Origin of the sequence: Roseateles sp. NT4 (genome assembly GCF_051857475.1) — a bacterium.
In the GTDB taxonomy this organism is placed as follows: domain Bacteria; phylum Pseudomonadota; class Gammaproteobacteria; order Burkholderiales; family Burkholderiaceae_C; genus Pelomonas.
Genome location: NZ_JBPZGZ010000002.1, coordinates 960,243 through 973,662, shown reverse-complemented (window position 1 = coordinate 973,662; position 13,420 = coordinate 960,243). Strand labels below are relative to the sequence as shown.

At 68.3% G+C, this 13,420-nt stretch carries 11 protein-coding genes; 3 read left to right on the top strand and 8 right to left on the bottom strand.

Annotated features, from left to right (window positions below):
• Positions 1 to 109: 109 nt before the first annotated feature.
• Genes ACS5PN_RS14220 through ACS5PN_RS14210 form a run of 3 tightly spaced genes read right to left on the bottom strand, consistent with a single transcriptional unit; the run spans position 110 to position 1,979 of the window.
• Positions 110 to 1,348 carry an AGE family epimerase/isomerase gene (locus ACS5PN_RS14220; RefSeq protein ID WP_439464620.1) on the bottom strand — a complete coding sequence of 413 codons (1,239 nt, stop codon included), beginning with the start codon at positions 1,346 to 1,348 and terminating at the stop codon, positions 110 to 112.
• Positions 1,338 to 1,571, bottom strand: a complete 234-nt coding sequence (locus ACS5PN_RS14215; RefSeq protein WP_439464619.1) for a DUF2805 domain-containing protein — start codon at positions 1,569 to 1,571, stop codon at positions 1,338 to 1,340. Before ACS5PN_RS14215 ends, ACS5PN_RS14220 begins: the two co-directional genes overlap by 11 nt.
• A gap of 12 nt (positions 1,572 to 1,583) precedes the next feature.
• Positions 1,584 to 1,979 carry a DUF2177 family protein gene (locus tag ACS5PN_RS14210; RefSeq protein ID WP_439464618.1) on the bottom strand — a complete coding sequence of 132 codons (396 nt, stop codon included), beginning with the start codon at positions 1,977 to 1,979 and terminating at the stop codon, positions 1,584 to 1,586.
• Between the two features lie 169 nt (positions 1,980 to 2,148).
• On the opposite strand from ACS5PN_RS14210, the gene ACS5PN_RS14205 reads away from it, so the two are divergent.
• Positions 2,149 to 2,925, top strand: coding sequence for an esterase/lipase family protein (locus ACS5PN_RS14205; RefSeq protein ID WP_439464617.1), 777 nt, complete (start codon positions 2,149 to 2,151; stop codon positions 2,923 to 2,925).
• Positions 2,922 to 4,697, top strand: coding sequence for a RecQ family ATP-dependent DNA helicase (locus ACS5PN_RS14200; RefSeq protein ID WP_439464616.1), 1,776 nt, complete (start codon positions 2,922 to 2,924; stop codon positions 4,695 to 4,697). Before ACS5PN_RS14205 ends, ACS5PN_RS14200 begins: the two co-directional genes overlap by 4 nt.
• 122 nt (positions 4,698 to 4,819) lie before the next feature.
• Here ACS5PN_RS14200 and ACS5PN_RS14195 read toward each other — a convergent pair whose 3' ends face one another.
• The gene (locus tag ACS5PN_RS14195) at positions 4,820 to 6,082 is read right to left on the bottom strand and encodes an acyl-CoA dehydrogenase family protein (RefSeq protein ID WP_439464615.1); all 1,263 of its coding nucleotides are present in this window, start codon (positions 6,080 to 6,082) and stop codon (positions 4,820 to 4,822) included.
• A gap of 66 nt (positions 6,083 to 6,148) precedes the next feature.
• On the bottom strand, positions 6,149 to 8,140 hold the full coding sequence (locus tag ACS5PN_RS14190) for a cation:proton antiporter (protein ID WP_439464614.1): 1,992 nt from the start codon (positions 8,138 to 8,140) through the stop codon (positions 6,149 to 6,151).
• Positions 8,141 to 8,324: 184 nt separating this feature from the next.
• Between ACS5PN_RS14190 and ACS5PN_RS14185 the strand changes: the two genes are divergently transcribed.
• Complete coding sequence (locus tag ACS5PN_RS14185; protein WP_439464613.1) at positions 8,325 to 9,596, top strand: Glu/Leu/Phe/Val family dehydrogenase; 1,272 nt, start codon at positions 8,325 to 8,327, stop codon at positions 9,594 to 9,596.
• A 59-nt stretch (positions 9,597 to 9,655) separates the two neighbouring features.
• Here ACS5PN_RS14185 and ACS5PN_RS14180 read toward each other — a convergent pair whose 3' ends face one another.
• The 3 genes from ACS5PN_RS14180 to ACS5PN_RS14170 are packed head-to-tail and all read right to left on the bottom strand — an operon-like array spanning position 9,656 to position 13,271.
• Positions 9,656 to 10,945, bottom strand: a complete 1,290-nt coding sequence (locus tag ACS5PN_RS14180) for an MFS transporter (RefSeq protein ID WP_439464612.1) — start codon at positions 10,943 to 10,945, stop codon at positions 9,656 to 9,658.
• A 39-nt stretch (positions 10,946 to 10,984) separates the two neighbouring features.
• Positions 10,985 to 12,025, bottom strand: a complete 1,041-nt coding sequence (rtcA, locus tag ACS5PN_RS14175; protein ID WP_439464611.1) for an RNA 3'-terminal phosphate cyclase — start codon at positions 12,023 to 12,025, stop codon at positions 10,985 to 10,987.
• Between the two features lie 19 nt (positions 12,026 to 12,044).
• Positions 12,045 to 13,271: an RtcB family protein gene (locus ACS5PN_RS14170; RefSeq protein ID WP_439464610.1), complete on the bottom strand. Its 1,227-nt coding sequence runs from the start codon at positions 13,269 to 13,271 to the stop codon at positions 12,045 to 12,047.
• Positions 13,272 to 13,420: the final 149 nt, after the last annotated feature.

Genomic DNA, 13,420 nt, shown 5'->3' with positions numbered 1-13,420 from the left:
CTCGACACAGGGATTCGGCACCATGCAGAACGCCGGTTCGAGGCCTCTGTGAAGCAGGAACAACAACGCCCTCGCTACGGAGGGCGTGCGGGGTGTTGGCGACGGGTCTTCAGCCGCTGGCCAGCTTCAAGGCCGCCTGGTGCAGGCGCACCATGTGATACGGGTCGGGCTGCACATCCTGGCAGCCGCCGGTCTTGCAAGGCAGGGCGTCGGCGGCCTGCCAGCCGCCGTGCTCGATGTCGATGAGCTGCTTCTTGATCAGCTCCTGCGTCTGCTCGTAGCGTCGCCACAGGTCGTTGCGCGCCGACTCCTTGGCGGCGACCATCAGCGCGTGCAGGCATTCGGCCTGCTGCCACCAGCCCTTGCGGGTGTCGGTCTTGATGCCGTCGGGGAAGGCCCGCTGGCTGCAGCCGCCGTCGATGTCGTCATAGCCGGTGGCCAGCGCATACGAGAGCACGCGCTCAGCCACCTGGGGATAGATGGGCGAGACCACGCCGCCCGTCGTCAACAGATGGCTCCACTCGAACTGGTGGCCGATGTCGATATAGCCGCCGGCTTCCTTGGTCGGCAGCGGCTTCCAGGCCTCGTCATACCACTCGGGGATATGGGCGCTGCCCTCGGCCTGGCCCTGCATCAGCTGGTTGACGACGAAGTCGCCCACGCGGCGGGCTCCCGCCTCGGCCAGCCTGTCGCCGGTGGACTCGCGCAGGGCCAGCAGGGCCTCGAACATGTGCATGACGGGGTTTTGCGTGCGTCCGCCGGCAATGGGCTTGAAGTCGCGCTCGCATTCGCTGTAGAGCCCGCCCGTGGGATCGAAGAAGTTGAGCTCGATCTCGCGCCAGGCCTGCAGGGCGGCGTCGCGGTAGCGCACGTCGCCGCCGATGCGATAGACATCGGCCAGGGCCAGCAGCGCGAAAGCATGGCCATAGGCCCGCTTGACGCCACCCCTGGGGGCGCCGTCCGGCCCCACGCTGTGCAGGAAGCCGCCATGCACCGGGTCCCGGAAGCGCTGCAGCAGATAGTCGGCGCCGCGCCGGGCGACCTTGATGTAACCCGCGTCCGGGATGAACTCGTGACCGGCGGCGAAGGCGTAGACCAGGCGAGCCTGGCCGGTCAGCTCCAGCTCGGCTTGCGGCAGCGGTTGCCAGCGTCGATCGAAGGCCAGATGGAAGCTGCCGTCGGGACGCACGGCGTGGCTGTGCCAGTGCAGCAGCAAGGCTTCCAGATCGTCCCGATGCCAGCCGGTGTCGATGCGGTTGCGGATGCGGGCATCGGGATCGCTGCAGGCCGCCATGGCGGCCAGCAACGCAAGGACGGAGCGGCGTGGCAGCTTCAACTCAGCGACCATGGGGCCAGGTCGCCTTCTTGGTGGGTCCCTTGCTGCCCTTGCCCTTGGCCGCCCAGAGCTTGTAGGCCGCCGGCGTCAGTTCGCGTTTGAGCAGCGCCACCAGCTCACCATGGCCAATGCCATGGGTCAGCAGCACCTTGTTGTAAGGCGGCACATCTTCAAAGGCGGTCGCGATGACGCGCTTGACTTCTTCCGGGTTGAGCTTGGGGGCAGGCTTGGCCATCCCCGCATTCTGTCAGCGCCAGCGCTCCGCCACCCAGGCGGCGACCCCACCAGACACGGTGCTTGCAAAGCAGCCCCAGACGGTATCCACCAGCGCCAGCTTCAAGGGCCAGTGGCGCAGGGTGGACAGGTTGGTCAGGTCATAGACGCCATAGGCCACCAGGCCGACCAGGGCGGCGCGCGCGATCTGCTGGCCCAGCGGCTGGCCGGCCGGAAACAACGCCAGCGCCACCAGGGCGGCCGGATAGGCGAGATAGAAGGCAAGGGCTGGCACCCAGCGGATGGGGTCGGCCATCTGGGCGCCCATCTCCTGGCGATAGAAGTCGCGGGCCAGCCAGCCGAGCCACAGCGCGTCCAGCACGCCCATGATGAGCAGGGCCACGAGATAGGGTTTGAAGAAGGCTTGCATGGCGCCGCAGTGTGCCTGCGGGTTCGCCGGCCTCGCGTCGGACAGCGCCGCCTGCTGCGCCGGCCAGCGTCGTCCTACAGCGGCTGTGGCGCCGCGCTGGCACGGCGGCCTGTCCCGCAGCCCCAGCATCGGGCCATCGACAAATTCATTGGCTTGCGCCACCCCAGCCATGACCACCACCACTCCCGTCGTGACCCTGACACCCAAGCCGACCGCCGCGTCCAACCGGCGGCCGGCGCTGTCGCTGCTCGCCTCGGAGCCCGCGCGGGCCACGGTGGAAGCGTGGCAAGCGCTGATGCATTGGCGCAAGCCGGCCACGCAGATCGGCGCCGGCCATACCGTGGTGCTCTTCCCGGGCCTCGGCACCGACGGCCTGACGCTGTGGCCGCTGCGCCGCCACCTGGAACGCTCGGGCTTTCGCGCCCTCGACTGGGGCCAGGGCATGAACACCGGCCCGCGCGGCGATGTCGATGCCTGGCTGGAACAGCTGGCCGACAGGCTGCACGAGCGCGTGGCGCCGGCGCGCGAGGTCAGCTTCGTCGGCTGGAGCCTCGGCGGCTTCTATGCCCGCGAGCTGGCCAAGCGCTGGCATGACCGCGTCCACCATGTCGTCACCATCGGCACGCCTTTCAACGGCAGCGTCGACGACACCAACGTGGGCTGGCTGTTCCGCCTGCTCAACGGCAAGGCCGCCCCGACCGAGGCCGCCCTGCGCGAACGCCTGGCTGAGCCGCCGCCGGTGCCCACCGTGTCGCTGTACAGCCGCCGCGACGGCGTGGTGTCCTGGGAGGCCTGCACGCATGCCAGCCGCTGGCCGCTGGCCCGCGACATCGAGGTGCAGGCCAGCCACATGGGCATGGGCTGGGCGCCCGAGGTGCTGAACCGCGTGACGGGCGTGCTGGGTTGCCGCAAGGCGGGTTCCGTGGCTGCAGCGGCGGCGGCATGACCACCGCCGTGATGACCGCCGCAGGTCGCCTGCTGCCCGGTGCCGACCCGCGCGAAGACGATCCGTCGCCTTCGCCCGCGCCCATCCCCGAGAAGCTGCCGCCGCGCGAACCCGTCACCCCGGTGAAACTGCGCGCCACGCTGAAGCGGGTGTTCGGCCTGCGCGAGCTGCGCCCCGGCCAGGGCGAGGTCATCGCCCGCGTGCTGGCCGGCCAGAGCACCTTGGCCGTCATGCCCACGGGCGCTGGCAAATCGCTGTGCTACCAGTTGCCCGCCGTGCTGAACGGTGCCCTCACCGTGGTCATCTCACCGCTGATTGCGCTGATGAAGGACCAGTGCGACGCCTTGCAGGCCAAGGGCGTGGCGGCGCGCCAGCTGCACTCCGGTCTGGATGCGAACTCGCGGCTGGAGAGCGAAGCTCTGCTGGCGCGCGGTGCCGTCCGCGTGCTGTTCACGACGCCCGAGCGCCTGGCCGATGCACGCACGCTGGGCCTGCTGCAGGAGCAACGCGTCGGGCTGCTCGTGGTGGACGAGGCGCACTGCATCTCGCAATGGGGCCACGACTTCAGGCCCGCCTTCAGCGCGCTGCGTGACGCCCGCCGGGCGCTGGGCCGACCGCCTGTGTTGGCGCTGACCGCGACCGCCTCGGCGCCGGTGCAGCGCGAGATCGCCGCAGCCCTGGACATCCCGCGTGACGGCGTGCTGTGCCATGGCGTCTACCGACCCAATCTGCGCCTGGCCGTGGAGCTGCCGCAGACCGAGAAGGAAAGGCGCGAGCTCATCCTGCGCCGGCTGCGCGCGCTGGACGGCGGCAGTGCGATCGTCTACTGCGCCACGGTGCGCGAAGCCACCGCCCTGCACCGTGCGCTGCGCGAGGCCGAACTGCCGGTCGGGCTGTATCACGGCAAGCTGCCGGCCAAGGACAGGGCTGCGGCTCAGGAGGCCTTCATGGCCGACGAGACGCGTCTGATGGTCGCGACCAACGCCTTCGGCATGGGCATCGACAAGCCCGACATCCGCCTCGTGCTGCATGCGCAGATGCCAGCCTCCATCGAAGCCTATGTGCAGGAGTTCGGCCGCGCGGGGCGCGATGGCGACATTGCGGACTGCGTGCTGCTGTTCCGTGAGGGTGACCGGGCGCTGCAGCAGTTCTTTGCTGGCGGCCAGGCGCCGTCCCGTGAGGAGCTGGGTACCGTCTGGCGTGCCCTGGCCAGCCACACGCCGCAGGGCGGTTGGCTGCCGGCCGCGCTGGCCGAGATGGCGCGCTTGCCGCAACGCCGGCTGGACAAGGTGCTGGCGGCGCTGCGCTCAGTGCGTGCGCTGCGCGGCAACGAGGCGGATGGACTGCGCCCGGCGACACGGCGCGGACCAGAGGCCGTCGTCGAGGCCGCCGAAGCCGCGGCCCAGCAACGCGTGCAAAGCGGCAAGGACGGCCTCGCGGCCATGGTGCTCTATGCCAAGGCCGGTGGCTGCCGCTGGGCTAGCGTGTTGGCCCATTTTGGCGAGACACCGGACAGCGACTCGGGCCGCTGCGGGCATTGCGACAGCTGCGCGCGCTTCGAGGGCCTGCTGGCCACGGAGATCAAGGCGCCGCAGCCCGAGGTCCAGGAGGCGCCAGCCGCCGCCTTCGCTCCCGGCCAGCGTGTGCGCGTGCGCCGCTTTGGCTGGGGCGAGGTGCAGGCCTGCACCGAGGAGCTGGTGCGCATCGCCTTCCCGCGCCATGGCACGCGGGACATCCATCCAGATTTCGTGTTGGCGACCGCTCGCGGTTGATTTTCGGGCCAAGCGACGGGCCGCTCCCTAGCCGGCCCGCCGCGAGCATCGCCGTCCCCTCGGGGGACCGACCAGGCGCGCCTGCGTTCAGCAGGGCGCGACTGGGCGAGGGGCTTCAGGTCTCAGCCGCCCCGCGTGACGGGCATCGAGACTCTGTCCGCCGGCAGCTTCATGTGACTGGCCAGTTCCAGCTTGGCCAGCGAGTTGCGATGCACCTCATCCGGGCCATCGGCCAGGCGCAGCGTGCGCTGGTGGGCCCACATCATGGCCAGCGGCGTGTCGTCGGAAACGCCCATGCCACCAAAGACCTGGATGGCCCAGTCGATGACCTGCAGGGCCATATTGGGCGCGACGATCTTGATCATCGCGATCTCGGCCTTGGCGACCTTGTTGCCCACCGTGTCCATCATGTAGGCCGCCTTCAACGTCAAGAGGCGGGCCTGCTCGATCATGCAACGCGACTCGGCGATGCGCTCCTGCGTGACCGTCTGCTGGGCGATGGTCTTGCCGAAGGCCGTGCGGGCGATGGCGCGTTCGCACAGCAGCTGCAGCGCACGTTCAGCGGCGCCGATGCTGCGCATGCAGTGATGAATGCGGCCGGGGCCGAGGCGACCCTGGGCGATCTCGAAGCCGCGGCCTTCGCCGAGCAGGATGTTGCCGGCCGGCACGCGCACATTCTTCAGCTCGACTTCCATGTGACCGTGCGGCGCATCGTCGTAGCCAAACACCGACAGCGGGCGGATCACGCGGATACCCGGCGCGTTGGCCGGCACGACGATCATGGATTGCTGCTCGTGCCTGCCGGCATCGGCATTGGTCTTGCCCATGACGATGTAGACGGCGCAGCGCGGGTCGCCGGCGCCGGAGCTCCACCACTTGCGGCCGTTGATGACGTAGTCGTCACCATCGCGCTCGATGCGGCATTCGATGTTGGTTGCATCCGACGAGGCCACGGCCGGCTCGGTCATCAGGAAGGCCGAGCGGATCTCGCCGCGCAGCAGCGGCTCCAGCCATTGGTCCTTGAGCCCCTCGGAGGCATAGCGCTCCAGCGTCTCCATGTTGCCGGTGTCCGGCGCCGAGCAGTTGAAGACCTCGGGCGCCCAGAACACGCGGCCCATGATCTCGCACAGCGGCGCGTATTCGAGATTGGACAGGCCCTCGGGCGCGCGATTGGACTTGGGCAGGAAGAGGTTCCACAGCCCGGCCGCGCGGGCCTTGGGCTTGAGCTCCTCGATGACCTTGGTGGGCACCCAGGCGTTGCCGGCACGGCGGTTGGCTTCGACCTCTTCGAGATAGCGGCGCTCGTTCGGGTAGATGTGCTCGTCGAAGAAGGCGAGCAGGCGCTCGCGCATCTGCGCGACCTTGGGGCTGTAGTCGAAGTTCATGGCGCGGCTCCTGGTGGAATGGCGCCAGTGTGGCGCAGCGCGCCACGCGCGCTTGTCACCCAGGCATCAACCGCCGAGCAGCTTCTCTTCAGCGAGGGCCAGCGCCGCCGGCATGCCGCTGATGACCAGGGTGTCACCGCCGGCCAGCGTGGCGCCGTCGACCAGCAGGCCCTTGCCATTGGCACGCCGCAGTGACACCACGGCGACACCCAGGGCATGCAGGGCGAGGTCATCCAGCAGCTTGCCGGTATGCGGGCTGGCGCTGGGCAGGGTGACCGATGACAGCCGCGCCTGGTCGAGCTCGTCGACGGTGTCGTCGTCGGCGCCATGGAAATAGCCGCGCAGCAGGCCGTAGCGCTTGTCACGCGCATCGCGGGTGATGCGGATGACGCGGCGCATGGGCACGCCGACCAGGGCCAGCGCATGCGAGGCCAGCATCAGCGAGCCTTCGATGGCCTCGGGCACCACCTCGGTGGCGCCGGCGGTCTTGAGCTTCTCGAGGTCGGTGTCGTCAATGGTGCGCACGACGACCGGCACCTTGGGCGCGTGCTCGCGCACGAGGTGAAGGATCTTCAACGCCGACGGCGTGTCGTGATAGCTGACGACGACGGCGCTGGCCCGCGCCAGGCCGGCGGCCATCAGGCTCTGCACCTTGGCCGCATCGCCGAACACGACGCTCTGGCCGGCCGCCGCGGCCTGGCGCACGCGGTCGGGGTCCAGGTCCAGGGCCATATAGGGGATGTGCTCGCCCTCCAGCAACCGCGCCAGGTTCTGGCCCGAGCGGCCGTAGCCGCAGATGATGACGTGGGCCTCGGACTGGATGCTCTTCTTGGCGATCATCGTCAGCTGCACCGATTGCATCAGCCAGTCGCTGCTGGACAACTTCATGACGATGCGGTTGCTGTACATGACGAGGATGGGCGTGCCCAGCATGGACAGCACCATGCTGGCCAGCACCGGGCTGACCCATTGCTGGGCCACCAGGCCCTGCTGGGCGCCCAGGGTCAGCAGCACGAAGCCGAACTCGCCGGCCTGGGCGAGGTACAGGCCGGTGCGCAGAGCCACGCCGGGCGGGGACTTGAAGAGGCGCGCCAGACCGGCAATGAGGGCGAACTTGGCCACCACCGGCGCCAGCGTCAGCAGGATGACCAGCCACCAACTGTCCACCAGCGGCCGCCAGTCCAGCTTCATGCCGATGGTGATGAAGAACAGGCCCAGCAGCACGTCGTGGAAGGGCCGGATGTCGGTCTCCACCTGGTGGCGGTATTCGGTCTCCGAGATCAGCATGCCGGCGACAAACGCGCCCAGGGCAAGGCTCAGCCCGAAGTGCTCGGTCAGCCAGGCCAGGCCCAGGGTGACCAGCAGCAGGTTGAGCATGAAGAGCTCGTCGCTCTTGCGGCGCGCCACCAGGGTCAGCCACCAGCGCATGACCTTCTGGCCACCATAGAGCAGCAGGGTCAGCAGCACGGCGGCCTTGAGCCCTGCCCAGGCCAGGGCAGTCATCATTTCGCTGCCGCTGCTGTTCAGGGCCGGGATCAGCACCAGCAGCGGCACGACGGCCAGATCCTGGAACAGCAGCACGCCCATGACGAGCTTGCCGTGGGGGCTTTCCAGCTCCAGGCGCTCGGCCATCAGCTTGACGATGATGGCCGTCGAGCTCATGGCCATGGCCGAACCCAGCACCAGCGAGCCCTGCCAGCCCATCTCCCAGGCGATGCCCAGCATGGCGAAGCCGGCGATCAGCAGCACATTGCCGGCCATGGCGCCGGCGATGGTCAGCACCACCTGGGCCATGCCGATGCCGAAGACGGCCGTCTTCAAGGCGCGCAGCTTGGGCAGGTTGAATTCCAGCCCGATGGCGAACATCAGGAAGACGACGCCGAACTCCGCCAGGTACTGGATGGAGGCCGAATCGTGGGCGAAGGCCAGGGCGTTGGGCCCGATCAGCACGCCGACGGCCAGATAGCCCAGCATGGGGGGCAGCTTCAGGGAACGGCAGATGACCACGCCGAAGACGGCGGCCACCAGATAGAGGAGGGCGAGGTCGAGGGAGGTCACTGCCGGATGGTATGCGGGCGGCGCTCAACCGCCCGCCGGGGCGTCCCGGACGTGAAATCCGGCACTGGAAACCGATGCCATGCACGCCTTGCATGAGCGCATACGCACTTGGCTAGACAAGTCGTGGCGAGACGGGCGGGCTTCGCGATACCGTTCGCCCCACTCAAAAGTTACGGAGCATTTCATGCCCAACCTGTCGTTTGTCTCGCCCACTCGCAACAGTCCGTGGGGGACCTATCTGTCGCAGATCGATGCCGTCGAGCCCTATCTGGGAAGCCTGAGCCGCTGGGTCGAGACCCTGCGCCGCCCCAAGCGCGCCCTCATCGTCGACATCCCCATCGAGCTGGACAACGGCACCATCGCCCACTACGAGGGCTACCGCGTCCAGCACAGCCTGACGCGCGGCCCCGGCAAGGGCGGCGTGCGTTACCACCCCGACGTGACGCTGGAAGAAGTGATGGCCCTGTCGGGCTGGATGACGATCAAGAACGCCGCCGTCAACCTGCCTTACGGCGGCGCCAAGGGCGGCATCCGCCTGGATCCGTCGCTGCTGTCGATGAAGGAACTGGAAAAGGTTACGCGCCGGTACACCAGCGAGATCGGCATCATCATCGGCCCCAACCAGGACATTCCGGCTCCTGACGTCAACACCAACGGCCAGATCATGGCCTGGATGATGGATACCTACTCGATGAACGTCGGCGCCACGGCGACCGGCGTCGTCACCGGCAAGCCCATCCCCCTGGGTGGCTCGCTGGGCCGCGTGGCCGCCACCGGCCGCGGCGTCTTCGTCGTGGGCCGTGAAGCCATGCGCCGCCTGAACATCGACATGGAAGGCGCCCGCGTCGCCGTGCAGGGCTTCGGCAACGTCGGCTCCATCGCCGCCAAGCTGTTTGCCGCCAACGGCGCCAAGATCGTCTGCGTGCAGGACCACACCGGCACCATCGTCAACCACAACGGCTTCGACATGCAGAGCCTGCTCGACCACGTGGCCCTGACCCGTGGCGTGGCCGGCTTCAAGGGCGGTGACACCATCGCCAACGAAGAGTTCTGGGACATCAAGAGCGACATCCTGATCCCGGCCGCCCTGGAAGGCCAGATCACCGCCGAGCGTGCCCAGCGCATCCAGACCCGCCTGGTGCTGGAAGGCGCCAACGGCCCGACCACGCCCGACGGCGAGGCCGTGCTGGCCGACCGCGGCATCGTCGTCGTGCCCGACGTCATCGCCAACGCCGGCGGCGTGACCGTGTCCTATTTCGAATGGGTGCAGGACTTCTCGTCCTTCTTCTGGACCGAGGACGAGATCAATGTCCGCCTGGACAAGATCCTGATCGGCGCCTTCAAGCACATCTGGGAGACGGGCGAGCAGCACAAGATCCCGCTGCGCACCGCCGCCTTCACGGTGGCCTGCACGCGGGTGCTGCAGGCACGCGAGGAGCGCGGCCTGTACCCCTGAGATCCACGTCTGATCCGATGCCAAGACGGCGGCCTGCGGGCCGCCTTTTTTTTTGCGCGCTACCGGAACACGGTGGGGTACTGGCGTCGGTACCAGTCCTCGATCTCGCCATGCTCCAGCGTCAGGAACTCCTTCAGGCGCGGCACGGCGAGGAAGCCGAGCACGCAAACGGCCATCAGCAAACTCCAGGCTGTGTAGACCCAAGTCACGCTGTGGCTTGCCAAAGCCGTGCCGACCAGGGCCGGGCCGATGGCGCCGGCGAGCCGCGTTGTCATCGACCCGGCGGCGAACATGCGCACGCGGTACTCCTGCGGAATGGCCAGCGCCCGATGCGTTGCGCCTACGAGGCTCATCGCCGCGTTGCAGAAGCCGGCCACCAGCAGTCCGGTCAGCATCAGCCACGGCGACATCGACAGCCCGACTGCGGCCAGTGCGATACCCTCGCTGAAGCCCAGACCCACACGCACGCGGTAGCGGCCGAAGCGATTCACCAGCATTTGCGAGCCGAAGACACTGCCCAACAACACCCCCAGCGAGAGTGCACCGAGGCACAGGCCCAACCACTGCCCCTGCAGGCCGAGTGCATGTACCTTGATCGGAATGAGCATGCCCACGACCGGCCCCTGAAAGATCCAGACGGCGAAGTTCACCAGCGTCCAGCCGCGCTCCATGGGCACACGCCATTTGGCGGCCAGCCCGGCGCGCAACTCGCTCCACCAGGCATCGAACCCGCCGCTCCGCGGCTTCACAGTGACGGCCTTCGGAATCCGTGAGGCCACGAGCATGGCGACCGCGAGCATCGCAATGGAGCCGCACAAGGTGGCCGTGACACCCGCCACGCCCAGCGCTGCGCCGGCCAGAAGCGGGCCGACGATGCCGGCCACCGCATGCGTCGTCTTGCGCAGGCGCAGGGCAAGAGGCAGGCTGGCCGGCGTGGTGACTTCAGGCAGCACGGCATCGCGCGCCGGGTCGACAAAGGACGCGGCGAGCACCTGCACGATGGCCAACATGGCCAGAGCCGGCACGTTGAAAACACCGCTGAAGGACAGCGCCACCATCGCGACCGCCACGCCGCACAGGCAACCCAGCCCCGACGTGATCTGTCGAGCCTTGCAGATCCTGTCCCCCAACGGCGAGACGGCCGGCACGATGAAGAAGGCCGCGACTGCCAATGCGACGCTGAACGTCGCAATCGCCTGCGCGCCGCCTCGGCTGGCCAGCCACCACGGCAGGATGACCGCACTCCCCAGCTCATTGAGCAGTACGAGGAAGTCGGCCAGCAGCACGGCGCGCAGGCCGCGGTTCGAAGTGAGGACGACGCGGACGTCGGCGGGAATGAGGTGTCGCATGGGGGCGCGCAGCGTAGCAGCGGGTGCCCCCATCGGCGCTCATTCAGCCATCGACACCCCGACGCGCCAGGAATTGCCAATCCGCTCGGTGCTGAAACGCACCGGCAGAAAGACCGTGATGGTCTCGATCTGGGTGCGCGCATGCAGGCTCAGCATCGTGCAGCTGAAGGCGGCGGGCCGGCCGGTCGCGTGCACGGCCAGGGCCAGCGGCAGCATCCACTGGTCAGTCAGATGCTCGCCAAGGGCACCGTCGCTGCGCAGATAGTCCTGCACCGCGCGCACCGCTTCCAGCGCCACCTGCTCCGCCGGGCGGCCCTTCTCGCCGAAGCTGGTGAACAGCTCGGTGAGCTCCGTGTAGGCCAGCGTCGCCATCAGCGCATTGCCCGGACCTTCGTCCTGGCGGGCGGTGCCCTGCAGCAGCTTGTCCCGCGGCCAGTTCATGCGTTCGCCCAGCAGCGACAGCTCCGCCCAGGCGACGCGGCCGGGAATGCCGGGTGACAGGCATTCCGCGAAGGCGTCCACACGCTCGCCACGGCTCAGCACGTCCACGGGTGTCAGATGCGCGGTCGGCGCGATGCGCGCCGTGAAGCGCCCGCCGCCGGCCGGGTAGAAGCCATGCCGCATCAGCTTCAGCTCCAGGCCCACGCCCAGCTTTTGCAACAGCGGCGCGAAGCTGCGCTCCAGGAAATGGAAGGGCGGCGCCATCGGGTTGTGCGTGCCGCCCGACAACGTCAGCTGGCTCTCGCCCACCGCCGTCATCAAGGCCGGCAGCACGGTCTGCAGCACCAGGGTGCAGCTGCCGGCCGAGCCGATGTGGAAGTGATGCTCGCCCGCGCGCACCTCGCCGGGCTCGAAGACCAGGGTCTGCGAGCCCAGCTCGGCCCCTTCCACGCGCGCCCCATGGCTGACAGCTGCGGCCGCCTGCACGCAGGCGAGGTGCTGGCGCATCAGGCCCGGCTTGGGTCGGCGCGCACGGATGTTCTGGAAGCGCACGGCTTGGCCGGTGCACAGCGACAGGGCCAGCGACGTGCGCAGCACCTGGCCTCCGCCTTCCCCGGTGCTGCCGTCAATCTCGATCATTCTTGTTCTCCTTGTTGTCCTATCCCTTCACGCACACGACCTGCTTGAGCGTGTAGACCACTTCCACCAGGTCGTGCTGCGCGGCCATCACGGCATCGATGTCCTTGTAGGCCATCGGGATCTCGTCGATGACGTTCTCGTCCTTGCGGCACTCGACGCCTTCGGTCGCTTTGATCTGATCGGCCAGCGTGAACATCTTCTTGGCCTGCGTACGGCTCATCACGCGGCCGGCGCCATGGCTGCAGCTGTCGAAGCTCTCCGGGTTGCCCAGGCCGCGCACGATGAAGCTGCGCGCGCCCATGCTGCCCGGGATGATGCCCAGCTGGCCACGCTTGGCGCTCACCGCACCCTTGCGGGTCACGAACACGTCGTGACCGAAGTGGTGCTCCTGCTGCACATAGTTGTGGTGGCAGTTCACCGCTTCCACATGGGCCTCGAAGGGCTTGGTGATGACGGTGCGCACGGTGGCGATCAGGTTGGCCATCATCACCTCGCGGTTCTTGGCCGCGAAGCGCTGCGCCCAGCCCACGCCGCGCACGTAGTCGCCGAAATACTGCGCGCCTTCCTCGAAGTAGGCCAGGTCCTTGTCGGGCAGGTTGCGCTGATGCTGTTCGGCATCCTTCTTGGCCAGCTCGATGAAGTGGGTGCCGATGGCATTGCCCACGCCACGCGAACCCGAGTGCAGCATGAACCAGACCGAACCGGCCTCGTCCAGGCAGACCTCGATGAAGTGGTTGCCGGTTCCCAGGGTTCCCAGGTGCTTGCGGTTGTTGGTGTTCTTGATGCGCGGATGCAGCTCGCACAGCGAGTCGAACTCGTCCACGAGCCCGGCCCAGGCCTGGTCCACCAAGTCAGGCGGGTTCTCCCAGGCGCCAGGGTCGCGGCCGCGATGCTTGGGCGCCGAGCCGTGGGGCACGGCGCGCTCGATGGCGCTGCGCAGCGGGCCCAGGTTGTCGGGCAGGTCCTCGGCGGTCAGCGTGGTCTTGCAGGCCATCATGCCGCAGCCAATGTCCACACCGACGGCCGCCGGGATGATGGCCTTCAGCGTCGGAATCACCGAGCCCACGGTGGCGCCAATGCCCACGTGCACATCGGGCATGGCCGCCACATGCTTGAAGACGACCGGCAGCTTGGCCGCGTTGGCCAGCTGTTCCAGCGCCCTGGGCTCCACGGGCACACCGCGGGTCCAGGCCTTGATGGGCACGCCGCCGTCGGGCTGGGAGAGGTTGTAGTTCTTGGTGTCCATGTTCTTCTCGTTCAAATCCAAAGTGGCGTCGCAGGGCGACAAGGGTTGGTGAAACAGTCGTGCTCTATCCCCTGAGCTACGGTCCCCCTGTATGGGACCGGCGGGACTCGAACCCGCGACCACGAGCGTGAAAGGCTGTAGTTCCACCG